Raw genomic sequence first — 23,056 nt, 5'->3', positions numbered from 1 at the left:
CATCCGGGCCTTCATCCTTCGAGACGCGGCGCGAAAGGGCGCCGCCCCTCAGGATGAGGAGTGAGAGAGCAAACGACTAAGCGGCAGGGACTACGGGTTTAATGGGCAAGATCACCGGTTTTCTTGAAATCGAACGGCATGACCGCAAGTACATCCCGGTCGCCGAGCGCGTGAAGCATTTTCACGAGTTCGTCGTTCCCCTCTCCGAGAAGGAGGTGCGCGACCAGGCCGCGCGGTGCATGAACTGCGGCATTCCCTATTGTCACGGCACAGGCTCGGTCGCGCCCGGCACGCCGGGCTGCCCGGTCAACAACCAGATCCCTGATTGGAACGATCTTGTCTATCAGGGCAACTGGGAAGAAGCCTCGCGCAACCTGCACTCGACCAACAATTTCCCGGAGTTCACGGGGCGCATCTGTCCGGCGCCGTGTGAAGCCTCCTGCACGCTCAACATCGACGACAATCCCGTCACCATCAAGACCATCGAATGCGCAATCGTCGATCGCGCCTGGGACAATGGCTGGGTGACGCCGGAAGTGGCTACCGTCAAGACCGGAAAGAAGGTCGCCGTGATCGGCTCGGGTCCGGCCGGCATGGCCTGCGCGCAGCAGCTCGCCCGCGCCGGCCACGACGTGCATCTGTTCGAGAAGTACGCCAAGGCCGGCGGCCTGCTGCGCTACGGCATCCCCGACTTCAAGATGGAGAAGGGCATCATCGACCGCCGCGTCAAGCAGATGGAAGCCGAAGGCGTCACCTTCCACTACAACAGCCATGTCGGCGCCGACGGCAATGTCGATCCGCGCGAGATGCTCAACGAGTACGACGCTGTCGCACTGACCGGCGGCGCCGAAGCTCCGCGCGACCTGCCGATCCCCGGCCGCGATCTCGAAGGCATTCACTACGCGATGGACTTCCTGCCGCAGCAGAACCGCCGCGTCTCCGAGGAGCCGCTCGGCGGCGTCCAGGAGATCCTGGCCGGCGGCAAGCACGTCGTCGTCATCGGCGGCGGCGACACCGGATCTGACTGCATCGGCACCTCGCTGCGCCAGGGCGCGCTCTCGGTGACCCAGCTCGAGATCATGCCCGCCCCGCCCGAGCGCGAGAACAAGGGCCTGACCTGGCCGAACTGGCCGCTGAAGATGCGCACCTCTTCCAGCCAGGCCGAAGGCGCCATCCGCGAATTCGCCGTGCTGACGCAGAGGTTCTCGGGCGAGAACGGCAAGGTCAAGAAGCTGCACTGCGTGCGCGTCGACGACAAGTTCAAACCGATTGCCGGCACGGAGTTCGTGCTCGATGCCGAGCTCGTCCTGCTCGCGATGGGCTTTGTGCATCCCGTGCACGAGGGCCTCTTGAAGCTGCTCGCGGTCGAGCTCGACGCTCGCGGCAACGTCAAGGCCAACACACTGGACTACCAGACCTCGCGCCCGAACGTGTTCACCGCCGGCGACATGCGCCGCGGCCAATCGCTGGTGGTCTGGGCGATCCGCGAGGGGCGGCTGTGCGCACGGTCGATCGACACGTTCCTGATGGGGAAGACGGATCTGCCGCGCTAGTCGCCGGCTCGCGCTGCAGCCAGCTTCAAATGACGCTGTCATCGTCCGCGAAGGCGGACGATCCAGTATTTCCAGAGGCTCTCCTTAGAGAGCACGCACTCACCAGATCCGCCGCGGCGCACTGGATGCCCCCGCCTGCGCGGGGCATGACAGCGGAGTGGGGACGAGAGAGCGTGGCCTCGAGCGACGCGCCCCGTCTTACCTAGTTCTGCAGCCTCACCCCCAGCATCACTACCGTCCCCGACGAGCTCGCCCCCGCGACGTTCGAATCCAGAATGTCGTGGCGCAGCGTGCCCTTGATCCAGATGTTGCGGTTGAGCTTGTAGATCAGATTGCTTTCGAGCGAGTAAGTCTTATCGTTGCGATTCTGGTTCTGGTAGTCGAGCGTGCCGTAGGTGAACTTGCCCACGGCGGTGAGCCAGCGGCGGAAGTCGTGGTCGACTTCGGCCGAATAGGTGCGCACCAGGACGCCGGAAGAGCCCGGGATCGTGGTCTCGGCGATCTGCGTGTCGGTGAAGAACTTCACGGTTGTCAGGCCGCTCGCATTCCAGATCAGCGAGCCCGTGGTGAGGAAGCCCGCGAGCTGGCTGAGGCGCGGGTCGACATAGTTGCGCGCGGAATAGCCGATCGAGATCTCGCCGGTGAGGATGCGCGAGAACTCGAAGGAGGAGCCGACCTTGGCATAGCCGCCGTTTGAATCGCGGAAGTAGCCGTTGCGGTCGGCGGCCTGGTCGTGCACGCGGGTGTCGCCCTGGATTTCCAGGAAGGGCTTGAGGCCCGGCTTCAGATCGTAGGAGAACCGGCCCACGCCGCCATATTGGTTGAAGTCGCGGTCGGTATTGGCAAAGGTCGACCCGTCGATGAGCTTTGAATCGGTGTAGGCGGTGCGATCGACGGTGGCGCCGGCGGCGACCTGGAAACGGTTGAAGGTCTGGTCGAAGCCGACGGTCGCGCCATAGGCGGCGTAGACCGGAAATTTCTGAAGACCCGCCTGCACATTCGGGCTGCCGGGATTGTCGGTGGCGAGCCGCAGGCGGAGCTGCGAGGTCAACCTGAAATCGCGGGTGACGTCGAGGCGGCCGTCGACATGGCCGGTGAAATCGGGGCGATCGACCTCGACCGGCGACGGCGAGGCGAAGCCGTTGATGGTCGCCGGCATGTTGTTGGTGTAGCCCGAGAACGAGCCGCGCAGATCGGCGACCAGCGCGTGGCGCTCCCAGTCGGACACCACAAGCAGATCAGGCGCGACCACATAGGCCGGCGAACCGACAGGCTTGTTGAGACGCGCTGGATTTGTGTCGTAGCCGGCGGAGAGCTCGAGCCCGCCCTTGATCAGGAAGCTGCCGGCATAGTCCCCGACCGCGCCGAACGGATCCTCGTCCAGCTTGAGGCGGCGGCGCAGCGGCTGGCCGGGCACGTTGCCGGCCATCGCCGGCGGCACTGGCGTCCTGTGCGCGGTTTCGGAGGGTGGCGGCGCGATGCGCGGCGGGCCGAGCGTCCGCTCCAGCGTTGCCGGCGCGACCTTTGAGCCGGGGCCGACGGGGCGCTTCGGCTTCGGCTGTCCGGGATAGAGTTTTGGCTGCTGCCGCTTGCGGTTGAGCGAATCGTAGCCGGAGCCGCTCGCGCCGTTGGCCGCGGGCAGGCCATAGGTCGGGACCTGACCGGTCGGGCTTTGGCCGGCGCGCGAGATCGCTGGGGGCTGCTGGCGCCTGCGCGGATCGTTGGGATCGGGCAGCGTCGGCAGCGCGTCCGATGGCGCCTGCGGCACGCCGGCGGTGCGCCGTGTCGGCAGCGTCTCGGGCGCAGCGAAGCCGCCGCGGTTGGGATTGAACAGATCAGGCGTGAGGCTCTGGGCCAGAGCCGGTGCACGCTCGAGGGCCGTCAGCATCAGGCACGGCAATACGGCGCGCAGGAAATGCGCGCGTTTGCTCCGGCCGGTGCCTGGAGGCGACCCCACGATGGAAGAACTCCAACGAAATCAACTACTTTCACGACGAGCTCCCACCGCTTGGCGGGAACCATCGTTAATGGACTTAAAACAATTATGGTTAATGACCAGTTGAGGGATTTGGCCGGCGCGTCGCCTCGCCTGCCCGGGCGTGCTAAGCAGGTGCCAACGGGCGAACGCTCCTCCTCCCTGGACCTGAACATGCCGAGTTCGAAACCGCTGATGACCGCATCATCCGGCCCCATTGCTGATAGCGTCGAATCCGCGCTCCGCACGCTGGAGACGGAGAGCGGCGGCATCAACGCGCTCGCCGCCGCCCTGCGCGGCCCGCTGGGTGCGACATTTGCGAGAGCGGTGGACCTGATCCGCAACGCCAAGGGCCGCGTCATCGTCACCGGGCTCGGCAAATCAGGCCATATGGGCCGCAAGATCGCGGCGACGCTGGCCTCGACCGGCACCCCCGCCTTCTTCGTGCACGCGGCCGAGGCCGGCCATGGCGATCTCGGCATGATCACGTCCGACGACGTCATCATGGCGCTGTCCTGGTCAGGCGAGCAGCCGGAGATGAAGAACCTCGTGAATTATTCTGCGCGCTTTGCGATTCCCATGATCGCAGTGACGTCGAGCGCGGCGTCCTCGCTGGGCCAGTCCGCCGACATCGTGATCGAGCTGCCGAAGGCACGCGAAGCCTGCCCGCACAATCTGGCGCCGACCACCTCGACGCTGATGCAGGCCGCGATTGGCGATGCCATCGCGATCGCGCTGCTCGAAGGCCGCGGCTTCACCGCGCTGGAGTTCGCGCATTTCCACCCCGGCGGAAAGCTGGGCGCGATGCTGAAATTCGTCCGTGACTACATGCGCACCGGCACGGAAATTCCGGTCAAGCCGCTCGGCACCAAGATGTCGGAGGCCGTGGTCGAGATGTCAGCCAAGGGGCTTGGCTGCGTCTGTATCGTCAATGATGCGGATGAGGCCGTCGGCATCATCACCGACGGCGACCTGCGCCGCCACATGCGCCCCGACCTGCTGGCTGCGTCGGTCGATGAGATCATGACGACTGAACCGAAGACGGTGCCGCCGTCGATGCTCGCGACCGAGATGATCGAGGTGCTGAACACACGCAAGATCACAACCCTGGTCGTGACCGAAGCGGGCAAGGTGGTCGGCATCGTGCATCTGCACGATCTGTTGCGGGCGGGCGTGGCGTAAGGCGCACACACTCCAGGGAGTCATTCCGGGGCACGCCCGTTTGGGCGCGAACCCGGAATCCATTCATCTCCGAGATCGCTGCCCAATGGATTCCGGGTTCACGCTTCGCGTGCCCCGGAATGACACCGAGGGTGTGGCGCGCAATGACGGCGGAGAGACCTACGCCGGAAACCGCGCCGCGTTCTCCTCCAGCGGCAAGCGCAGCCCGTTCGCCAGATACGACACCGTGCGATAGAAGCCGCACAGCAGCATGATTTCCAGGATCTGCGCCTCGTCGTAATGCGCGGACAGCGCGGCGAACTCCTCGTCATCAAGCGTCGCACGATGATGCAGCGCGTCGACGGCCGCAATCAGCGCCTGCTCGGCCGGCGACCAGCACGGTGACATGGCGTCGCCCAGCACCGTCGCACGCACCTCATCCTCCGTGAGCTTTGCCGGCCCGGCAAAGATGGCGACATGCACGCCCCATTCATACTCGCATTCGTTCAGCGCGCAGGTGCGGTCGATGATGATCTCGCGCTGGCGCAGGGACAGCGGGCCGGGATCGAGCAGGCCGCCGGCGCGAAACTTGTCCCAAGCGCGGCTGTGGCTTGCCATCACCCTGAACAGCACCAGGGGCGGTGCGCCGCGCATGATGCGCTCGAACTGCGCCTGGATCTCCGGGGGATAAGGCGGATCGAGCGGCGCAATACGCGGCGAGGAGGGTGACATGGCAGAAGACATGGACTGCTTCCGTTGCTACAATTATCGTAGCAATACGCTACATTATCTGTAGCGCTACGCAACAGGCCGGTATGGCAAAGCAGCCAGCATCAGAACGCCGCGTCCGCGGCTCGCGCACCGGGCGGCCGATCATGGCGCTGCTGGACCTGCTCGGCCGGCGCTGGAGCCTGCGGATATTGTGGGAGTTGCGCGGCGAGCCCCTCACCTCGCGCGCGCTGCGCAGCGCCTGCGACGAAGCCTCGCCGACGGTGCTGCAGGCGCGGCTGACGGAGCTGCGCGCAGCGGGATTCGTCGAGCTTGGCGAAGGCGGAGGTTACGCATTGACGCCGCTCGGACGCGAGCTGTGCGAGACATTCATGCCATTGCACCGTTTTGCCGAGCGATGGAAAAGGTAGCGATCTTGTTTACCTCCCCTGGAGGGGTGGGCAAGGAAGCTACGCCGCGGCCACAGTAAGATTCGCGCCATCGACCTGCACGACTTTCACGCGCGTCCCGGCCGGAGTGTCAGGGCCAGCCACGCGCCACACCGTGTCGCCGATGCGGACGGTGCCTGCGCCGTCAATGATCGGCTTCTCCAGCGTGAACTCGCGCCCTAACAGCGCCTCGGTGCGCTTGTTGAGGAAGGGGCTGGCGCTGGCGTCCGGCTTCGGCCGCGCCAGGCGGCGCCACACCGGCACGGCGGCGGCAGCGAAGACTGCGAACATCACGAGCTGGATCTGCCAGGACACGGTGACAGTGAACGAGATCAGGCCGACCAGCAGCGCGGCGAGCCCGAGCCAGAACAGGAAGATGCCCGGCGCCAGCACCTCCAGCGCCATCAGGATGAAACCGAAGATCAGCCAATTCCAGGTGCCGAGCGATACCAACATGTCGGCCATGATACGACCTCTTTGATTATCCCTGCGGCGGCGCGGCCGGCGGCGTGCTGCCGGTCGGCGGCACCGAGCCGGGACGGCGAGCGAGTGCAGCGGACGCGGCGCTCTCGCCGAACGTCGCCTTGGCGATCTCGCCGATGCCGGCGAGCGAACCCAGCATGCTCATAGCTTCGACCGGAAGCATGATGACCTTCTGGTTTGGCGAGTCGGCCAATTGCCCGAACGCCTTGATATACTTGTCGGCGATGAAATAGTTCAGCGCGGCGACATCGCCCTTGGAAATCGCTTCGCTGACCATCTGGGTTGCCTTGGCCTCGGCCTCCGCCGACCGCTCGCGGGCCTCGGCGTCGCGGAACGCAGCTTCCTTGCGGCCTTCGGCCTGGAGGATTTGGCCCTGCTTGGCGCCCTCAGCGCGCAGGATTTCCGACTGGCGCTGGCCTTCGGCGGCGAGAATGTCGGCGCGCTTGACGCGCTCGGCCTTCATCTGCCGGCCCATGGCCTCGACGAGGTCGGCTGGCGGCACGATGTCCTTGATCTCGATGCGGTTGACCTTGAGACCCCAGGGCGAGACCGCGGCATCGACGACGCGGAGCAGGCGCTCGTTGATCTCGTCGCGGTGCGAAAGCACCTGATCGAGATCCATAGCCCCCATCACCGAGCGGATGTTGGTCATGGTCAAGACGGTAATGGACTGGGTGAGGTTGGAAACCTCGTAGCTCGCTTTCGCGGCGTCGAACACCTGATAGAAGGCGACGCCGTCCACCGTCACCGTGGCGTTGTCCTTGGTGATCACCTCCTGCTCGGGAATGTCGATCACCTGCTCCATCATGTTGATCTTGCGCCCGACGCGATCGAAATACGGCACGATCAGATTGAGCCCGGGGCTCAGCGTCTGCGTGTATTTGCCGAAACGTTCGATAGTCCAATCATAGCCCTGCGGCACCGTCTTCACGCCCGCCACCAGCGTAACGATGACGAGCAACACCAGAACAATCGCGAAAATGTCGAAACCGCTCATATCTCCTCCAAACGGGAAAAGGCCCTTTCCCGCGCTGTCATTGGTCGGGATCGCAACCCTACCGGTTCAGCGGTCGCGACTAACGTCGGTACCGGCGCGATTCTGCACAAGACGTACAGAACGGGAATGGCAACGATTATGTATTTGCGAGGGCGCTCTTGAAAGGATGCGGCGCGGACCTAGCGCCAAAGGTTGGATTTGCCGCCCCATCGTAAACGTCAAATCCAGCCCTGAAGCTCGCGCAGCACCAGGGAGCGGATCACGTCCATGCCGGGTTCGCTGTCGTTGAGACAGGGGATCGCGGAAAACTGCTCGCCGCCATTATGTTTGAAGATCTCGGCATTCTCCTGCGCGATTTCCTCCAGCGTCTCCAGGCAATCGGCGGCAAAGCCCGGGGTCACCACCGCGATGCGGCGCACGCCGTCTTTCGCCAGACGCTCCATGGTCTTGTCCGTATACGGCTGAAGCCACTCGTCATTGCCGAAGCGCGACTGGAAGGTCAGCAGCAGCGTTGTCTCGTCCATGCCGAGCCGGCGGCGCAGCGCCTCCGTCGTGGCGATGCAGTGGTTCTGGTATGGATCACCCTTGTCGACGTAGGACTTCGGCATGCCGTGGAAGGACGCCACAATCAGCTCCGGCTTGAACGGCAGGCTCGCCAGATGCGTCTGGACCGAGGTTGCGAGCGCCTCGATATAGGCCGCGTCCGCGTAGTAAGGCGGCGTCACCCGCAGCGTCGGCTGCGCCCGCAGGCGGGCGAGCACGCGGAACACCTCGTCGCAGACGGTCGCCGAGGTCGAGGCGGAATATTGCGGATAGAGCGGGACGGCGAGGATGCGCTCGCAGCCTTTTGCGATCAGCGCGTCGATGCCCGCCTGGATCGACGGGTTGCCGTAGCGCATCGCCCAGTCCACGACGACATGACTGCGATCCGACAGCGCGATCGCGAGCTTGTCGGCTTGCGAGCGCGTGATGGTCTTCAGCGGCGACTCGTCCCGCTCGTTGTTCCAGATCTTGCGGTAGTCCAGCGCCTTGGTGCGGGGGCGGCTGCGCAGGATGATCCCGTTCAACACCAGCTTCCAGACCAGGCCCTGGTCCTCGATGACGCGGGCATCCGAGAGGAACTCCTTCAGATAGACCCGCACGCCGGACGCGTCAGCAGTATCGGGCGTTCCAAGGTTGATCAGAAGCACGCCAACGCGGGGCAGAGCGGATTGAGCTGCCGGTTTCGCGCTTTCGATGGGAACGACGCTGGTCATGGCTCCGTGGGTCGCGCGTTGCTCCGAACTTGTCAAGATGAGGCCGATTTCGCTAGGGTCGCACCCAAGCGGGAGGGAAGATGACACTCGCGGAATGGTGCGTCCTGGGAGCGCTGCTGCTTTACCTTGCAACGATCGTCTCGATCAAATGGGCCAGGTTTCGCACGTTCGACAATTCCCAGCCGCGCGACCCCGCCTTCTTCGAGGACGCCCTCGCGCAGCGCGCGCTCGGCGCGCACCTGAACGGCATCGAGACCTTCCCGTTCTTCGCCTTCGCGGTGCTGCTCGCCGAATTCCGGGATTCGCCGCAGCGGCTGATCGATGAGCTCGCGGCACTGTTCCTGATCGTGCGGATCGCCTATGTGCTGACCTATCTCGGCAACCGCCCGACGCTGCGCTCGATCCTCTGGAGCATCGGCTTTGCCATCAATCTCGGGATCTTCTTCATGCCGGCCTTAAAGCGGTTTCTGCCGGTTTAAGGTGCCGTGCCCGCACGCGGTCCGGCGCCCTATGCGCTGCTCCGCAGAGCCGGGGCACGCGAGCGCGGCTCAAAAACACGTTGTCCGTTCAGCGGCGATGTAGCCGAACAACAGGCCGACGCCGAATAGCAATACCAGGCCGGCGGCGCCGAACTCGATGCCGCGCATGACGAGGGCGCCGCCCCCGTCGCGGCCGGCGCTGAGGCGCGCGGCAATGTTCTTAGCCGAGACCGCGACGACCGCGATGGCAGCGACCGTGATCGCGGTGCCGAGCCCCATCAGGAAGGTCGCGGCGATGCCGGCCCAGAACAGGCCCTGCGCCAGCGCGAACACCAGGACCAGGATCGCGCCCGAGCAGGGGCGGATGCCGACGGTCAGGATCGCGGCAAAGCCGCGCTGCCAGCCGCCGGGGCCGGCGAGTTCGCTCGGAGCGGGCCCATGGGAATGACCGCAGTGCTCGTCATGGACGTGGCCATGCCCATGCTCATGGCGAGCGTGGCTGCGATCGTGATGGTGATGATGATCGTGGCCATGATGATCATCCGCATCATGGCCGTGGCCATGGTCATGCGGCACGCCTGCCATCGCTGGCACCGGCTGGGCTACCTGAAGCGCGCGGATGAAGGCGCCGCCTTTGACCCAGACAAGGCGCAGGCCGAACAGCGCAATCAGGCCATAGCTCGCGATCTCGATCGCGCCTTCCGCCTTGCACATGGTCTTGGCGGTCGCATTCAGGATCCAGGCGGAGATCCCGACAATCAGGATCGCCACCAGCGACTGCATCAGCGCGGAGGCGAACGACAGCGCGATGCCGCGCCGCGCGGTCTCGCGATTGGCGACGAGATAAGAGGCAATCACCGCCTTGCCGTGGCCGGGGCCGGCGGCGTGAAAGATGCCATAGGCAAACGAGATAAAGAGCAGCGTCCACACCGCCGAGCCGTCGGACTTCGCGGCGCGGATGGTCGCCGACATCTGGCGATAGAACTCCGACTGTTTTGCCAACAGCCAGCCGATGAGGCCGCTGGCTTCAGGCTCCGCCGCCTGCGTGGGCCGCGGCGCGCCGAACGGATTTTGCGCAAGAAGATCGTGGAGCGCGGCGTCGGCAGCTGCCACCACGAACCAAACCGCGGCGCTGGCGAGCAGCCCGCGCGCGAACGGGGAGAGATACGGCTTCAAGGGCAATCCACGGTGATCTTGTTGGCGAACATCATGCCGAAATTCGAGTTCTCGCCATTCAGGAAGGTCTGCTCGTTGAGCTTCTGCGCACTCGCGGTGCCGTCGTTCGGTCGCTCCAGCTTCATCTGGCAGCCGGCGGGCGCGCCGACCAGCTTGACCGGATTGTCCTTGGCCATCTGGAAGTCGATGAAGAAGGAGCGGTCGAACACTTCGAGCATCAGCTGCCTGGGCTTGACGGGGTTCTTCAGCGGCAAAGTGAAGTGCAGGGTCAGCACCGTATCCTTGTAGTCGAGGAAGTAGTCGACCGGCTCCTGGAACCGCTCCTTCTTGCCGTCGGCCTTCGCGAAGGTGAAGTAGGCGTATTCCTTCAGCGACTCGACATTGGTCTGCGCCAGCGGCGTTAGCTCCTCGCGCGTATAGGCGCCCTTGGTCTTGCTCTCGAGCCCCTGCACCGCATAGGCCGAGAACATGTCGTCGAAGGTCCAGGCGTGGCGCACGCCGGTGATCGTGCCGTCGGCCGCGAAGAGCAACTCGCTGGTCGCGGTGATCCAGACATGCGGATGCGCGCGCGCCGGCCCCGCTGCGAGCGACAGGCCGGCGGCGAGCAGCAGGCCGAGAAGGACGCGCATGCCCATCACGCCGCCTTCGCGGCGTCGAGCAGGCCGCGCCGGCGCAGCAGCGCGTCCGGCTCCGGCGGGCGGCCGCGGAAGGCCTCATAGGCGGCTTCCGGATCAACCGATCCGCCCGAGGCGTAGATGTCGTCGTGCAGGCGCTTGGCAACGGCAGGGTCGAAGATGTCGCCGGCCTCCTCAAACGCGCCGAAAGCGTCGGCGTCCATCACCTCCGACCACATGTAGCTGTAATAGCCGGCGGCATAATGATCGCCGGTGAAGATGTGGCCGAATTGCGTGGGCCGGTGACGCAGCGCGATCTCCTCGGGCATGCCGATCTTCTCCAGCTCGCGTCTCTCGAAGGCGCGCACGTCCTGCGCGGCGCAAGCCGGCTGAGTGTGGAATTCGAGGTCGATCAGCGCCGAGGAGACGAACTCGACAGTGGCAAAACCCTGGTTGAATTTTCGCGCGGCAAGGAAGCGCTGCAGGAGGTCGTCCGGCAGCGGCTCGCCGGTCTGGTAGTGGCGCGCGAACTTTTGCAGCACCTCGGGCCGCTCCTGCCAGTGCTCGTAGAGCTGAGACGGCAGCTCGACGAAGTCGGTGAACACGGAAGTGCCCGACAGCGAAGGATAGGTGACGTTGGAGAGCATGCCGTGCAGGCCGTGGCCGAACTCGTGGAACAGGGTGCGGGCGTCGTCCGGCGACAGCAGCGAAGGCTCGCCCCCGGCTCCCTTGGCAAAATTGCAGATATTGAGAACCAGCGGCGCGACCTCGCCGTCGAGCTTCTGCTGATCGCGCAGCGAAGTCATCCAGGCGCCCGAGCGCTTCGAGGGCCGGGCAAAGTAGTCGCCATAGAACAGCGCCTTGTGCTTGCCGTCCCTGCCCTTCACCTCCCAAACCCGAACGTCCGGGTGCCAGACCGGAACGTCGCTGCGCTCCTCGAAGGTGATGCCGAACAGGCGCGTGGCGCAGTCGAAGGCGGCGGCGATCATGTTGTCGAGCGAAAGATACGGCTTGATCGCAGCGTCATCGAAATTGGCACGCTGAAGACGCAGCTTCTCGGCGTAGAAGCGCCAGTCCCAGGGGGCGAGCTTGAAGTTGCCGCCTTCGGCCGTGATCAATGCCTGCATGTCGTCGCGGTCGGCGAGCGCGCGCGCCCTCGCCGGCGTCCAGACCCGCTCCAAGAGGCTCCGCACCGCTTCCGGCGTCTTGGCCATCGAGTCTTCGAGACGATAGGCGGCGAAGGTCGGGTAGCCCAACAGCTTGGCGCTCTCTTCGCGCAGCTTCAGGATCTCGACGATGGTTGCGTTGTTGTCATTGGAATTGCCGTTGTCGCCACGCGCGATGAAGGCCTTGTAGACCTTCTCGCGCAGGTCGCGCCGCGCCGAGCTCTTCAGGAACGATTCGACCGAGGAGCGTGACAGCGTGACGATGGCCTTGCCTTCCATGCCGCGCTCTTCTGCCGCAGCCTTGGCGCCGGCGACGAAGCTCTCCGGCAGGCCCTCGCGGTCCGCCTCCCCGAGCTCCAGGAACCAGTCCTGCTCGTCGCCGAGCAGGTGATGGCTGAAGCTGGTGCCGAGCTGGGCGAGCCGCTCGTTGATCTCCGCCATCCGCGTCTTGGCCTCGTCGGAGAGGCCGGCGCCGGAGCGGTGGAAGCGGGTGTAGGTGCGCTCCAGGAGGCGCAGCTGCTCGGGCGTGAGACCGAGATTGGCGCGGTTCTCGTGCAGCTGGGCGATGCGGCCAAACAGCACGGCGTTCATCATGATCGGATTCCAGTGCCGCGCCATCCGCAAGGAGACCTCCTTGTCGATCTCCAGGATGGCCGGGTTGGAATGCGCCGAGACGAGGTCGTAGAAAACCGCCGCGACCTTGTTCAAGAGCTTGCCCGAGCGCTCCAGCGCCGTGATGGTGTTGGCGAAGTCGGGCGCGGCCGGATCGTTGGTGATCGCCGCGATCTCGGCGGCATGGTCGGCGAAGGCCTGCTCGAAGGCGGGCAGGAAGTGCTCCGGCTTGATCTCGTCGAAAGGCGGGGTCGCGAACGGCGTCACCCAGGCCTTCAGCAGCGGGTTGGTCTCGGCGTCCGTAATTTGGCGGAGTTCTGACATCACAAGTCCCGGTTTTTGAGCCGATTTGTTGTGGCCAGCTATAGCACGCGATGGGGCTTTTTTGGGCCGTTTGCCCTTGCTCCCGACCGCCTTTTCGGGGAGATTGCGGCCCTCGAAGACACGGGGTCCCTGAACTCATGAACGCGCCTGCCTCCTCTTCCCGCCAGATCGCCTGGCCGAGCGTCATCACCGTCATCAGCGCCGCCATCCTGATCGGCGCGGAGGTGTTCGGCGCGGCGTTTGCCGGCGGCTGGGCGCTCGCAATCCTGTTCGGGCTCGGCGACCAGGGCGCGCACATCCTCCAGGCCGTGCTGTTCGCACTCGGCGTGCTGGTGATGACCGCGTTCATCCGCACAGCTCAGCGCATCGAGCCGTTCACGAAGCGCCGCTGACGCGTCTTCGCGCGCGAGATACGCGCGCTGCACGAAAAAACTTAACGCTCGTTCATCTTCCGCCTCGCTCGCTCAACACTGCGCAAGCAGGTGTTAGGCAATTCTGTTCTCAGCCTAAAAAAATTCTTGCGAAGCCGATTCAAAACGCTTATGTGCGGACTTGCCCAATTTCGCACGTGCCTGTGGTCGTGTGTCAGTCGGTAGGTATCCGGACAAGAGGCCGGACAGCCGCCAAGGGGTGAAGAAGCCGAGGGGCTCTTCGGACGTGCAGAAGCCGGAAGACTTGAAAGTCGAAAGACTGAAAAGTCGACGGACTGAAAGCAAACCCGGAGCGCCCAGCATCTCTCTCAAGGGATGCCTTGTCGAAGGTGACTTCACTCTTTGCAACCGTGACTGGCAGCCGGAGGCGAACCGGCGCACCCCGCTCTCAACGGGGGACGCGACTTAAAGCAACGACGGATCGGGCTTTTTTGGTCTCTACCGGCAGTCCAACGCCGGCGCGGGCTACTGAAAAGGCTTGTCCTTCATTGCCAGGTGTGCGGGCGGGAACACTCCCAACCAATCCACGGCAGCACAGTCTGGTTTGAGTTTTTTGGCTTCGTCGCGCCTCCATCGCGCGATTTGGCCAGAGCGCTCTTATCCGACGTCATGTTTTGAACGGGCCCGTCGCTGGGCCGTTTGGGAGAGTGCCATGACCGAACGTATCCAGGAATTCCTGCGCAACCGCCGCAAGGATGGCCTCGACACCGAGCCGTGCCTCGTCGTCGACCTCGAGGTCGTGCGCGACAATTACCAGAGCTTCGCCAGGGCGCTGCCCGACAGCCGCGTGTTCTACGCCGTCAAGGCGAACCCGGCGCCGGAAGTGCTGGCCCTGCTCGCCTCCATGGGCTCCTGCTTCGATACCGCGACCGTCGCCGAGATCGAGATGGCGCTGGCCGCTGGAGCGACGCCCGACCGCATCTCCTTCGGCAACACGATCAAGAAGGAGCGCGATATCGCGCGCGCCTTCGCGCTGGGCATTCGGCTTTTCGCTGTGGACTGCGCCGCGGAGGTCGAGAAGGTCGCCCGTGCCGCCCCCGGCGCGAAGGTGTTCTGCCGCATCCTCTATGACTGCGCCGGCGCCGAATGGCCGCTGTCGCGCAAGTTCGGCTGCGACCCGGAGATGGCGGTCGAGGTGCTCGACCTCGCCAAGCGCCTTGGTTTGGAGCCGTGCGGCATCTCTTTCCATGTCGGCTCGCAGCAGCGCAAGGTGAAGGCGTGGGACCGTGCGCTGGCGATGGCCTCGCAGGTGTTCCGCGACTGCGCCGAGCGCGGCATCAATCTCTCCATGGTCAACATGGGCGGCGGCTTCCCGACCAAGTACCTCAAGGACGTGCCGCCAGTGGTGACCTACGGCCGGTCGATCTTCCGCGCGCTGCGTAAGCACTTCGGCAACCAGATCCCGGAGACCATCATCGAGCCGGGCCGCGGCATGGTGGGCAATGCCGGCATCATCGAGTCCGAGGTCGTGCTCATCTCGAAGAAGAGCGACGAGGACGAGGTGCGCTGGGTGTACCTGGACATCGGTAAGTTCGGCGGTCTCGCCGAGACGATGGACGAGTCGATCCGTTACGCCATCCGTACCCGTCACGACGGTGCGGACATGACGCCGTGCGTGCTCGCGGGCCCGACCTGCGACAGCGCCGACGTGCTGTACGAGAAGACCCCGTATCCGCTCCCCGTGACGCTCGAGATCGGCGACAAGGTGCTGATCGAAGGCACCGGGGCGTATACGTCAACCTACTCGTCGGTGGCGTTCAACGGCATCCCGCCGCTGAAGACGTACCACATCTGATCCGCCTCTCTCTTGGGGCCTGACGAACCCGGGAGCCGGCTTGCCGGCTCCTCCCTCACAATTTCGATTTCTGACGACGTCTTGGACCGATGTGCCTCTCGCATGTCCGTTCAAGCGGGGACTGACGCGCCATGACTGCTCCTCGGAAGCCACAGATCGCCCTCACTTCGAAAGCCGCTCCGTTCGCGATCCGAGCGGAGCGTGCTGCCGACGTCGCGATGCGTGAAGCGTTGCTCGATGCCTGCTTTGGCGAGAACCGCCATGGCCGGACCTGCCAGCGCCTGCGCGACGGACGCGCCCCCGCCGCAGGCCTTGCCCTGTCGGCCGTGCGCGAGGGACAGCTCGTGGGAACCGTGCGGCTGTGGCACGTCAGCGCCGGAGGCAGGCCCGCTCTGGTCCTCGGACCGCTGGCGGTCGACCCTGCCTGCCGCGAGCTCGGGATCGGCGCCGCGCTGATGCATCAAGCGCTGGCCGCCGCCCGGGCGCGCGGGCATGGTGCCGTGATCCTGCTCGGCGACGCCCCGTACTACGCTCGCTTCGGCTTCTCGCCCGAGAAAACCGGCGCGTTGTCGCTGCCCGGCCCGTTCGAGCGCAACCGGCTGCTGGCGATCGAGTTTGCGGAAGGTGCGCTCGACGGCGCCGCAGGGATGATCGTTCCGACCGGAGCGGCCCTGCCCAAACGGAGGGCGGTTCGCGCTCTCCAGGCACACGCGGCCTAAGGCATTGCGGTGATCGCAACGACCGAAGCCGCAGCCAGCGGCCATGCCCGGCTGCGGCTGACTTGATGCGTTCGTTTGGGGTTGCACGGGCCCGAGAAACGCCCTTTAAACCCGCGAAACATCCCCCTCTTCAGTTGAGGTCCGAGAGCATGTCCCGTCGCCTGATTTCCACCGGCTCCCCATTCGAGAAGGCCGCCGGCTATAGCCGCGCCGTGATCGACGGCGAGTTCGCCTTCGTCGCGGGAACCACGGGCTATGACTACACGACGATGACGATGCCGGCCGACGTCACGAGCCAGTCACGCAACTGCTTCAAGACCATTGAAGCCGCCCTGAAGGAGGGTGGTTTCGAGATGGCCGACATCGTCCGCGCGACCTACTACCTCACAGACATCAAAGACGCTGACGCCCATTTCGCCGTCTGCGGCGAAGTCCTCGGCGACATCCGCCCGGCCGCAACGCTTCTGGTCGTCTCGGCGCTCTACAAGCCTGAGATGAAGGTCGAGATCGAAGTCACCGCCAAGCGCCGCAGCGCCTGATCCACACCGTCGCTCTTTGTCTGCCATCACGTTCCGGAGAAACCATCCCATGAGCCCCGCCTCGCAGATCTACGCGAAGATCACCGGTCCCATTGTCATGGTCGGCTTCGGCTCTATCGGCAAAGGCACGTTGCCGCTGATCGAGCGGCATCTCGATTACGACAAGTCGCGCGTCACCGTGATCGATCCCAAGGACGAGGGCCGCAAGGCGCATTGCGAGAAGCACAATGTACGCTTCATCCAGAAGGGCGTGACCAAGGACAATTATCGCGAGTTGCTGACCCCGCTGCTCACCGAAGGCGGCGGTCAGGGCTTTTGCGTCAATCTTTCGGTCGACACCGGCTCCACCGACATCATGGAGCTCTGCAACGAACTTGGCGCCCTCTACATCGACACCGTCAACGAGCCCTGGCTCGGCTTCTATTTCGATGCTTCGAAGGGCCCGGAAGCGCGCTCCAACTACGCTCTTCGCGAAGTGACGCTGGCCGCCAAGAAGGCGCGCCCCGCGGGCTCCACGACGGCCGTTTCCTGCTGTGGCGCCAATCCTGGCATGGTCTCCTTCTTCGTCAAGCAGGCGCTGCTCAACGTCGCCGCGGATCTGAAGCTCAATGCCCCCAAGCCGAAGACCAAGGCCGAATGGGCGGACCTGATGCGGCAGGCCGGCGTCAAGGGCATTCACATCGCCGAACGCGACACCCAGCGCTCCAGGAACCCGAAAGAGCCTGACGTCTTCGTCAACACCTGGTCGGTGGAAGGTTTCCTGTCGGAAGGCGTGCAGCCCTCAGAGCTCGGTTGGGGCACCCATGAGAAATGGATGCCGGAGAATGCGCGGACCCACGAAGCGGGCTGCGGCGCCGCCATCTATCTGATGCAGCCGGGCGCCAACACGCGCGTGCGTACCTGGTGCCCGACCCGCGGCGCGCAGTATGGATTCCTCGTCACCCACAACGAGTCGATCTCGATCTCCGATTACTTCACGGTGCGCGACGCATCGGGCACCGCGATCTATCGGCCGACCTGTCACTATGCCTATCATCCGGCCGACGATGCCGTGCTCTCGCTGCATGAAATGTTCGGCCGCGCGGCGAAGATGCAGGAAAAGCACCACATCCTCGATGAGAACGAAATCGTCGACGGAATCGACGAGCTCGGCGTGCTGCTGTTCGGCCATGACAACAATGCCTATTGGTACGGATCGCAGCTCTCCATCGAAGAGACCCGCAGGCTTGCGCCCTACCAGAACGCCACCGGCTTGCAAGTGACCTCCGCCGTGCTCGCCGGCATGGTATGGGCGCTGGAGAATCCGAACGAAGGCATCGTCGAAGCCGACGAGATGGATTTCGAACGTCTCTTGGAAATCCAGCTGCCCTATCTCGGCCCGGTGAAGGGCTTCTACACCGATTGGACGCCGCTGACCGATCGTCCGGGACTGTTCCCGGAAGATATCGACACGAGCGATCCGTGGCAGTTCCGGAATATTTTGGTGCGGTGAGGGCTCTGCTGTCATGTCCGGCCTGTCCCGGGCATCGACGCACTTTCTTTCGCGGGACGCCAAGAACGTGGACGGCCGGGACAAGCCCACCCGTGACGCCGCAACTGGCTGTCGTTATTTCTCTTTGATCGGCGGCGCGATCTTCTCCGCAGGCGCGGCCGGCAGCGCGGGCTTGGTCGCCGCGCCTTGCGTCTGGGATTCGGGCCGTGCGGGCTCGGGAGCCGGCGTGGTCGGGCGATCACCGCCGGGCTTGGACTCCGCAGGCGTCTTGCCCTGATCGTCCGAAGGACTGCCCTGGAGCGGTGGCGTTGCCTGCGCCATCTGCATCCGGTTCTCGGCGCGAATCTGCGCCAGCGACAGGCCCGACACCACGACGCCCGCGGCGAACAGCGTGCAGGCGATCATCAGGTCGAGTTTCAGTCTGCGCTTGTCATTGCCTGTCATGTCGATCACCGCGTTTGTCCACGGGACCAACGAAATGGCCGCGCGCGGGTTCCGCGCTTGGCCGGGCGGGAACTGCACCCCTGCGCGCTAAAACGCCGCGCTTAATCCGTGGTGCTGACTTCCCAGGTGGCGTGGCGCACGCCCGGAAGGTGCTGGAGATCCGTCGCGACCGCGTTCAGCTCGTTCGGATCGACCGCGGTCGCTACCAGCTTTGCGACGATCTCCAGGATGTCCTCGCCGATCTCTACCAGGTCGATATCAGCGACCGAATATTTCGCGGCTTCCAACCTCTCGACGAGGCGGTCGCGCATGTCAGGCAGAGCGTCGGCCGCCACCGCCAGCTTGAAGTAATAGGTCGCCTCCAGTGCCCGCTCATTCAGCGGAATGCGGTTGATGGCATTGACCAGCGGACGCAGCAGTGTGTTTCCGGCAATGACGAACACGGTCAGCGCCGCGGCCTGCGCGACCATGTCGGCCCCGGCGCAGGAGCCGACCGCGGCGGAGGCCCACAGCGTCGCGGCCGTATTGAGCCCGCGCACGTCCATGCCCTGCTTCATAATGACACCGGCGCCGAGGAAGCCGATGCCGGAGACGACGTAGGAGATCACCCGCACCGCGCCGGCGGCGCCATCCAGATGCATGGCGAGATCGACAAAGGCGGCGGCGCCGACCGCGACCAGCACGTTGGTGCGCAGGCCCGCGGTGCGCTGGCGGTACTGCCGCTCGGCGCCGATCAGCGTCCCCAGCACGAAGGCCGTAAACAGGCTGATCAGCGTGTCTGCGAAATCGGCAATTTGGAATGTCGTCAGAAACCGCATGGCCCCCTATACGGCCGGGACCATGACAGATTAAAGCTCCAGCAGGCCGCCGTCCCCATTTTCATCCGCAAACGCCAGCAGCGTGCCTTTGGCGTTCCAGGCGAGCGCGGCCACCGGTGGCGTGCCGTTGCGGCGGACCAGGATCTCCGCGCCGTCCTCCAGCCGCACCATCAGCACGGTGCCGTCGCTGTAGCCGGCGGCAAGGATATCGTTCTTGGGGTGGCAGGCCACCACGGACACGCGGGCCTGCAGCGGCGCGAGCATGGCCGGCTCCTTGCCCATCGGACCGTCCTTGCTGGCGAACGGCCACAGGATGACGGCGTCGGCGCCCGAGGTCGCCAGGGCCTTGCCGCCGGCGCTCCAGGACATCGAGCGGACGCGGCCGGGATAGCCGGTCATGCGCATGTGCCTGTTATCGGCGAGCCGCCAGCCGTGCAGCGCCGCCTCGTGCATCGCGGTGACCAGGAACTTGTTGTCCGGGCTGAAGGTGACGGCGAGATGCGAGCCGGCCCACGGCAGGAATTCGGCTGTGGCAGCCATGTTGGGAAACCACAACGTCGCGCCGTTGTAATGTGCGATCGCAAGCCGCAGGCCTTTTGGCGCGAAGGCAAGCCCGCCGACGGTCGAGGGCACCTCGATCGACTTCTCCTCGTTCTTGCCGCTCTTGACGTTCGCCGTCTTGCCGGCCGACCAGGCTAAGGCGCCATCTGGATGCAGCGCCACCGCATCGATCCAGCGCCGTTTGGGGTCGGTGGCGAGCAGCGTCACCTCCCCCTTGGCATCGAGGGAGACGACCTTGCCGTCGTCGCCGCCCATGACGAGGCGCTTGCCGTCGGAGGCGGTCGAGAGAATGCCGCCGCTGTGCACGGCGACCGTGCTGATCTCGCCCTTGGGGTCGACCAGCGCGACTTTCTCCTCGCCGCCGACGAAGGCGGCCCGATCGGCGAGGAAATGCGCCGAGGTCACGCCCATGCCGAGCGCGATCGGCTTGACGCGGTCGGTGACGGAGACGATCGAGGCGGACTCGGGAGCCGGCGTAAACTCTTTCATCACGAGACGATGCAGCTCTCAAAACCCTTGCGGATGGCCTCTTCCGGCAGTTCGCGGCCGATGAAGACGAGGCGGCTCTCGCGCGGCTCACCCTCCTTCCACTTCCGCTGGTGGTTGCCCTCCAGCATCATGTGGACGCCCTGGAAGACGTAGCGGTCATCGTCATCGTGGAAGGCGAGGATGCCCTTGGAGCGCAGGATCTTGCCGCCCTCGACCTGCACCAGGTTCTGAAGCCAGGGCATGAACACGTTCGGATCGAGCGGCTTGTCGGTTTTCAACGACAGCGACTGCATGTCCTCGTCGTGGTAGTGCTTCAGGCCATGGCCGTGATCATGGTGATGATGATCATGGTCGTGATCATGATCATCGGCCTCAAGGAAATCCGGCTCGATGTCGAGGATGCGGTCGAGGTCGAACGCGCCGCGATCGAGCACGTCAGCTAGCGCCACCGAACAGCGCTCGGTGCGATGCAGCTTCGCATAGGGATTGATGGCGCGGATGCGTGCCTCGACCTCCGCGAGCTCGCCCTTGTTGACGAGATCGGTCTTGTTCAGCACGATCACGTCGGCGAACGCGATCTGGTTCTTCGCCTCGGGCGCGTCCTTCAGCCTGTCGGACAACCACTTTGCATCGGCGACCGTCACCACTGCGTCGAGCCGCGCGTTTTTCTGCACGTCCTCGTCGACGAAGAAGGTCTGGGCGACGGGCGCGGGATCGGCAAGGCCCGTGGTCTCGACGATGATGGCGTCGAACTTTCCCTTGCGCTTCATCAAGCCGTCCATGATGCGCACGAGGTCGCCGCGCACGGTGCAGCAGATGCAACCGTTGTTCATCTCGAACACTTCCTCATCGGCGCCGATGATAAGATCGTTGTCGATGCCGATCTCGCCGAATTCGTTGACGATGACAGCGTATTTCTTGCCGTGGTTTTCCGACAGGATGCGGTTCAAAAGCGTAGTCTTGCCGGCACCGAGATAGCCGGTCAGGACGGTCACGGGAATTTTTGGGGAGGTCACTTCAGACATAACAACTCCGGACTTCGGGCTTTCGCGCGACGCGAGGCGGGGTGGCCCCCTGCCCTAATGGTCAAGCGCGCTGATCAGGCTCTTTATATTGTGCCTGACCATGTCAATGTAAGTGGGTGCAGGCCCCTTTTCGCCGGTTAAACCGTCGGAAATCAGGGTCCCGCCGACCTTTGCGCCGGTCTCGGCCGCGATCCGCCGGATCAGCCGGTCGTCGCTGATATTTTCCAGGAATACAGCCGGGATTTTTTGGGCCTTGATCTGGCCGATGATCGCGGCGATGTCGCGCGCGCTGGGCTCGGTCTCGGTGGAGACGCCCAAGGGGGCGATGAACTGGATACCGTATTCGGCGGAAAAATAGCCGAAGGCGTCGTGGGTGGAGATCACCTTGCGCCGCTCCAGTGGGATTCTCGCCACGGCTTCGCGGACCTCACTGTCGAGAGTTTCGAGCGTTTCCAGATAGGCTTTGGCCCGGGCGCGGAAGAACGCCGCGTCATCCGGGGCAGCAGCGGCGAGCGCATTGGCGATGTCGGTGACGTAGATCTTGGCATTGGGGATGGACTGCCAGGCGTGCGGATCTGCGGCCGAACCCAATTTCAGGGGCGTGATACCGGCGCTTGCAGTCACGACCGTCGCCTTGCTGCCCGAGGACTGCACGAGCCGCGGCAGCCATCCCTCGAGGCCGAGCCCGTTGACGACGACGAGCTTTGCATCGGCGATCCGCTTCGCATCGCTCGGCGCAGGCGTGTAGACGTGGACGTCGCTGTCGGCGCCGACCAGCGTGGTCAGATTGATCCTGTTACCGCCGACATTGCGGACGAAATCGGCCAGGATCGAGAAGCTCGCAACCACGTTGAGCCGCTCGGCGGCGTGCAGCGGCGAGGCGATCAGCAACAGCACGCAAAGCAGGATGAGCCGCATCGTCACGCTTCCAGATGCCGGCCGGGAAACAATTGCCGGACGATGCCGCCAACGCGGCCGAACAGGACGGAGGCCACGTAGAGCACCGTCGCCACCAGAATGATCGCAGGGCCCGACGGCACTCGGGTCTGGAACGACAGCACAAGGCCGGCATAACCCGAGACCGCGGCAGCCATCACGGCGATGCAGATCATGGCGGTGAGATCACGCGACCAGAATCGCGCAATGCCGGCCGGCAGGATCATGAGGCCGACCGCAAGCAGCGTGCCGAGCGCCTGAAAGCCGTTGACGAGGTTGATCACGACGAGCGCGAGGAAGGCGAGATGCGCAGGGCCCCCGGCGCGGCTCACCGTGCGCAGGAACAAGGGATCGACGCTCTCGATCACCAGCGGGCGGTAGATCACCGCCAGCACGAGCAGCGTCACAGTGGCGTTGAAGGCCACCACCAGCAGCGTCTGGTCGTCCATGGCGAGAATGTTGCCGAACAGCACATGCAACAGGTCGATATTGGTGCCCTTGATCGAGACGATGGTGACGCCGAGCGCCAGCGAGGCCAGATAGAAGGTGGCCAGCGAAGCGTCCTCCTTCAGCCCGGTCGAGCGCGCGACCACACCGGCGAGGATCGCGACCGCAAAGCCGGCGATCAGGCCGCCGGCGGTCATCGCGAACAGGTTGAGCCCGGAGAGCAGGAAGCCGACGGCGGCGCCCGGCAGGATCGCATGTGCCATGGCATCGCCGACGAGGCTCATCCGCCGCAGCATCAGGAACACGCCGATCGGCGCGCCTGCCAGCGACAGTGCGATCACGGCGGCGAGTGCCCGCCGCATGAACTCGAATTCGGTGAACGGACCGATCAGCGCGTCATAGGTCAT

General features: G+C 64.8%; 23 protein-coding genes. 9 read left to right on the top strand and 14 right to left on the bottom strand.

From position 1 onward, the window contains the following. Positions 1-101: 101 nt before the first annotated feature. Complete coding sequence (gene gltD, locus IVA98_RS01680; RefSeq protein WP_247299210.1) at positions 102-1,553, top strand: glutamate synthase subunit beta; 1,452 nt, start codon at positions 102-104, stop codon at positions 1,551-1,553. 202 nt (positions 1,554-1,755) lie between these two features. Here gltD and IVA98_RS01675 read toward each other — a convergent pair whose 3' ends face one another. Further along, the gene (locus tag IVA98_RS01675) at positions 1,756-3,510 is read right to left on the bottom strand and encodes an outer membrane beta-barrel protein (RefSeq protein ID WP_247336535.1); all 1,755 of its coding nucleotides are present in this window, start codon (positions 3,508-3,510) and stop codon (positions 1,756-1,758) included. A 192-nt stretch (positions 3,511-3,702) separates the two neighbouring features. On the opposite strand from IVA98_RS01675, the gene IVA98_RS01670 reads away from it, so the two are divergent. Continuing rightward, a complete protein-coding gene (locus tag IVA98_RS01670) occupies positions 3,703-4,710 on the top strand; it encodes a KpsF/GutQ family sugar-phosphate isomerase (RefSeq protein ID WP_247299206.1) in 1,008 nt (335 codons plus the stop codon). A gap of 159 nt (positions 4,711-4,869) precedes the next feature. On the opposite strand, the gene IVA98_RS01665 is transcribed toward IVA98_RS01670, so the two are convergent. After that, the gene (locus tag IVA98_RS01665; RefSeq protein WP_247299504.1) at positions 4,870-5,421 is read right to left on the bottom strand and encodes a carboxymuconolactone decarboxylase family protein; all 552 of its coding nucleotides are present in this window, start codon (positions 5,419-5,421) and stop codon (positions 4,870-4,872) included. Positions 5,422-5,504: 83 nt separating this feature from the next. Between IVA98_RS01665 and IVA98_RS01660 the strand changes: the two genes are divergently transcribed. Beyond that, positions 5,505-5,828 carry a winged helix-turn-helix transcriptional regulator gene (locus tag IVA98_RS01660; RefSeq protein WP_247299204.1) on the top strand — a complete coding sequence of 108 codons (324 nt, stop codon included), beginning with the start codon at positions 5,505-5,507 and terminating at the stop codon, positions 5,826-5,828. Positions 5,829-5,867: 39 nt separating this feature from the next. Here the strand turns inward: IVA98_RS01660 and IVA98_RS01655 are convergent, their stop codons facing one another. The 3 genes from IVA98_RS01655 to hemH form a co-directional block, all read right to left on the bottom strand. Then, positions 5,868-6,311 carry an NfeD family protein gene (locus IVA98_RS01655; protein ID WP_247299202.1) on the bottom strand — a complete coding sequence of 148 codons (444 nt, stop codon included), beginning with the start codon at positions 6,309-6,311 and terminating at the stop codon, positions 5,868-5,870. A gap of 16 nt (positions 6,312-6,327) precedes the next feature. After that, complete coding sequence (locus IVA98_RS01650) at positions 6,328-7,326, bottom strand: SPFH domain-containing protein (protein WP_247299201.1); 999 nt, start codon at positions 7,324-7,326, stop codon at positions 6,328-6,330. Between the two features lie 218 nt (positions 7,327-7,544). Continuing rightward, positions 7,545-8,582 carry a ferrochelatase gene (gene hemH, locus IVA98_RS01645; protein WP_247299199.1) on the bottom strand — a complete coding sequence of 346 codons (1,038 nt, stop codon included), beginning with the start codon at positions 8,580-8,582 and terminating at the stop codon, positions 7,545-7,547. An 80-nt stretch (positions 8,583-8,662) separates the two neighbouring features. On the opposite strand from hemH, the gene IVA98_RS01640 reads away from it, so the two are divergent. Then, positions 8,663-9,061, top strand: a complete 399-nt coding sequence (locus IVA98_RS01640; protein WP_247299197.1) for an MAPEG family protein — start codon at positions 8,663-8,665, stop codon at positions 9,059-9,061. Between the two features lie 69 nt (positions 9,062-9,130). Here IVA98_RS01640 and IVA98_RS01635 read toward each other — a convergent pair whose 3' ends face one another. Genes IVA98_RS01635 through IVA98_RS01625 form a run of 3 tightly spaced genes read right to left on the bottom strand, consistent with a single transcriptional unit; the run spans position 9,131 to position 12,953 of the window. Next, a complete protein-coding gene (locus tag IVA98_RS01635; RefSeq protein WP_247299195.1) occupies positions 9,131-10,237 on the bottom strand; it encodes a nickel/cobalt transporter in 1,107 nt (368 codons plus the stop codon). Beyond that, positions 10,234-10,872: a DUF1007 family protein gene (locus tag IVA98_RS01630; RefSeq protein WP_247299193.1), complete on the bottom strand. Its 639-nt coding sequence runs from the start codon at positions 10,870-10,872 to the stop codon at positions 10,234-10,236. The genes IVA98_RS01635 and IVA98_RS01630 overlap by 4 nt, the downstream gene beginning before the upstream one ends. Then, a complete protein-coding gene (locus IVA98_RS01625; RefSeq protein WP_247336541.1) occupies positions 10,872-12,953 on the bottom strand; it encodes a M3 family metallopeptidase in 2,082 nt (693 codons plus the stop codon). Before IVA98_RS01625 ends, IVA98_RS01630 begins: the two co-directional genes overlap by 1 nt. Positions 12,954-13,090: 137 nt before the next feature. Between IVA98_RS01625 and IVA98_RS01620 the strand changes: the two genes are divergently transcribed. The 5 genes from IVA98_RS01620 to IVA98_RS01600 all read left to right on the top strand — a co-directional run bounded on the left by IVA98_RS01620 (position 13,091) and on the right by IVA98_RS01600 (position 17,929). Next, positions 13,091-13,345, top strand: a complete 255-nt coding sequence (locus tag IVA98_RS01620; protein WP_247299190.1) for a hypothetical protein — start codon at positions 13,091-13,093, stop codon at positions 13,343-13,345. Positions 13,346-14,036: 691 nt separating this feature from the next. Beyond that, positions 14,037-15,179: a type III PLP-dependent enzyme gene (locus tag IVA98_RS01615; protein WP_247299188.1), complete on the top strand. Its 1,143-nt coding sequence runs from the start codon at positions 14,037-14,039 to the stop codon at positions 15,177-15,179. A gap of 131 nt (positions 15,180-15,310) precedes the next feature. Continuing rightward, positions 15,311-15,898, top strand: a complete 588-nt coding sequence (locus IVA98_RS01610; RefSeq protein ID WP_247299187.1) for a GNAT family N-acetyltransferase — start codon at positions 15,311-15,313, stop codon at positions 15,896-15,898. A 149-nt stretch (positions 15,899-16,047) separates the two neighbouring features. Further along, positions 16,048-16,437 carry a RidA family protein gene (locus IVA98_RS01605; protein WP_247277705.1) on the top strand — a complete coding sequence of 130 codons (390 nt, stop codon included), beginning with the start codon at positions 16,048-16,050 and terminating at the stop codon, positions 16,435-16,437. A 49-nt stretch (positions 16,438-16,486) separates the two neighbouring features. Beyond that, on the top strand, positions 16,487-17,929 hold the full coding sequence (locus IVA98_RS01600; protein WP_247277706.1) for a homospermidine synthase: 1,443 nt from the start codon (positions 16,487-16,489) through the stop codon (positions 17,927-17,929). Between the two features lie 114 nt (positions 17,930-18,043). On the opposite strand, the gene IVA98_RS01595 is transcribed toward IVA98_RS01600, so the two are convergent. The 6 genes from IVA98_RS01595 to IVA98_RS01570 form a co-directional block, all read right to left on the bottom strand. Then, entirely contained in the window at positions 18,044-18,373 is a 330-nt protein-coding gene (locus IVA98_RS01595) for a hypothetical protein (RefSeq protein WP_247354252.1), read from the bottom strand. Positions 18,374-18,474: 101 nt separating this feature from the next. After that, a complete protein-coding gene (locus IVA98_RS01590) occupies positions 18,475-19,191 on the bottom strand; it encodes an MgtC/SapB family protein (protein WP_247336543.1) in 717 nt (238 codons plus the stop codon). A gap of 30 nt (positions 19,192-19,221) precedes the next feature. Next, the gene (locus IVA98_RS01585) at positions 19,222-20,241 is read right to left on the bottom strand and encodes a WD40 repeat domain-containing protein (RefSeq protein ID WP_247299182.1); all 1,020 of its coding nucleotides are present in this window, start codon (positions 20,239-20,241) and stop codon (positions 19,222-19,224) included. Next, positions 20,241-21,266 (bottom strand): CobW family GTP-binding protein, encoded by a 1,026-nt coding sequence (locus IVA98_RS01580; protein WP_247299180.1) that lies wholly within the window; start codon positions 21,264-21,266, stop codon positions 20,241-20,243. The genes IVA98_RS01585 and IVA98_RS01580 overlap by 1 nt, the downstream gene beginning before the upstream one ends. Before the next feature lie 54 nt (positions 21,267-21,320). Continuing rightward, complete coding sequence (locus IVA98_RS01575) at positions 21,321-22,184, bottom strand: metal ABC transporter solute-binding protein, Zn/Mn family (RefSeq protein ID WP_247299179.1); 864 nt, start codon at positions 22,182-22,184, stop codon at positions 21,321-21,323. A 2-nt stretch (positions 22,185-22,186) separates the two neighbouring features. After that, a complete protein-coding gene (locus IVA98_RS01570) occupies positions 22,187-23,056 on the bottom strand; it encodes a metal ABC transporter permease (protein ID WP_247354233.1) in 870 nt (289 codons plus the stop codon).

The organism is Bradyrhizobium sp. 160, assembly GCF_023073735.1.
GTDB lineage: Bacteria > Pseudomonadota > Alphaproteobacteria > Rhizobiales > Xanthobacteraceae > Bradyrhizobium.
The sequence above is the reverse complement of the archived record's forward strand: the minus strand, read 5'-3'. Positions and strand labels throughout refer to the sequence as shown.

Excerpts from the sequence above, each read along its gene's own strand:
- IVA98_RS01670 (WP_247299206.1), top strand. The coding sequence starts at position 3,703 with ATGCCGAGTTCGAAACCGCTGATGACCGCATCATCCGGCCCCATTGCT.
- IVA98_RS01655 (WP_247299202.1), bottom strand. The coding sequence starts at position 6,311 with ATGGCCGACATGTTGGTATCGCTCGGCACCTGGAATTGGCTGATCTTC.
- IVA98_RS01650 (WP_247299201.1), bottom strand. The coding sequence starts at position 7,326 with ATGAGCGGTTTCGACATTTTCGCGATTGTTCTGGTGTTGCTCGTCATC.
- IVA98_RS01640 (WP_247299197.1), top strand. The coding sequence starts at position 8,663 with ATGACACTCGCGGAATGGTGCGTCCTGGGAGCGCTGCTGCTTTACCTT.
- IVA98_RS01615 (WP_247299188.1), top strand. The coding sequence starts at position 14,037 with ATGACCGAACGTATCCAGGAATTCCTGCGCAACCGCCGCAAGGATGGC.
- IVA98_RS01610 (WP_247299187.1), top strand. The coding sequence starts at position 15,311 with ATGACTGCTCCTCGGAAGCCACAGATCGCCCTCACTTCGAAAGCCGCT.
- IVA98_RS01570 (WP_247354233.1), bottom strand. The coding sequence starts at position 23,056 with ATGACCTATGACGCGCTGATCGGTCCGTTCACCGAATTCGAGTTCATG.
- IVA98_RS01605 (WP_247277705.1), top strand. The coding sequence starts at position 16,048 with ATGTCCCGTCGCCTGATTTCCACCGGCTCCCCATTCGAGAAGGCCGCC.
- IVA98_RS01625 (WP_247336541.1), bottom strand. The coding sequence starts at position 12,953 with ATGTCAGAACTCCGCCAAATTACGGACGCCGAGACCAACCCGCTGCTG.
- hemH (WP_247299199.1), bottom strand. The coding sequence starts at position 8,582 with ATGACCAGCGTCGTTCCCATCGAAAGCGCGAAACCGGCAGCTCAATCC.
- IVA98_RS01620 (WP_247299190.1), top strand. The coding sequence starts at position 13,091 with ATGAACGCGCCTGCCTCCTCTTCCCGCCAGATCGCCTGGCCGAGCGTC.
- IVA98_RS01660 (WP_247299204.1), top strand. The coding sequence starts at position 5,505 with ATGGCAAAGCAGCCAGCATCAGAACGCCGCGTCCGCGGCTCGCGCACC.
- IVA98_RS01575 (WP_247299179.1), bottom strand. The coding sequence starts at position 22,184 with ATGCGGCTCATCCTGCTTTGCGTGCTGTTGCTGATCGCCTCGCCGCTG.
- IVA98_RS01665 (WP_247299504.1), bottom strand. The coding sequence starts at position 5,421 with ATGTCACCCTCCTCGCCGCGTATTGCGCCGCTCGATCCGCCTTATCCC.
- IVA98_RS01590 (WP_247336543.1), bottom strand. The coding sequence starts at position 19,191 with ATGCGGTTTCTGACGACATTCCAAATTGCCGATTTCGCAGACACGCTG.
- IVA98_RS01630 (WP_247299193.1), bottom strand. The coding sequence starts at position 10,872 with ATGGGCATGCGCGTCCTTCTCGGCCTGCTGCTCGCCGCCGGCCTGTCG.
- IVA98_RS01600 (WP_247277706.1), top strand. The coding sequence starts at position 16,487 with ATGAGCCCCGCCTCGCAGATCTACGCGAAGATCACCGGTCCCATTGTC.
- gltD (WP_247299210.1), top strand. The coding sequence starts at position 102 with ATGGGCAAGATCACCGGTTTTCTTGAAATCGAACGGCATGACCGCAAG.
- IVA98_RS01585 (WP_247299182.1), bottom strand. The coding sequence starts at position 20,241 with ATGAAAGAGTTTACGCCGGCTCCCGAGTCCGCCTCGATCGTCTCCGTC.
- IVA98_RS01595 (WP_247354252.1), bottom strand. The coding sequence starts at position 18,373 with ATGACAGGCAATGACAAGCGCAGACTGAAACTCGACCTGATGATCGCC.
- IVA98_RS01580 (WP_247299180.1), bottom strand. The coding sequence starts at position 21,266 with ATGTCTGAAGTGACCTCCCCAAAAATTCCCGTGACCGTCCTGACCGGC.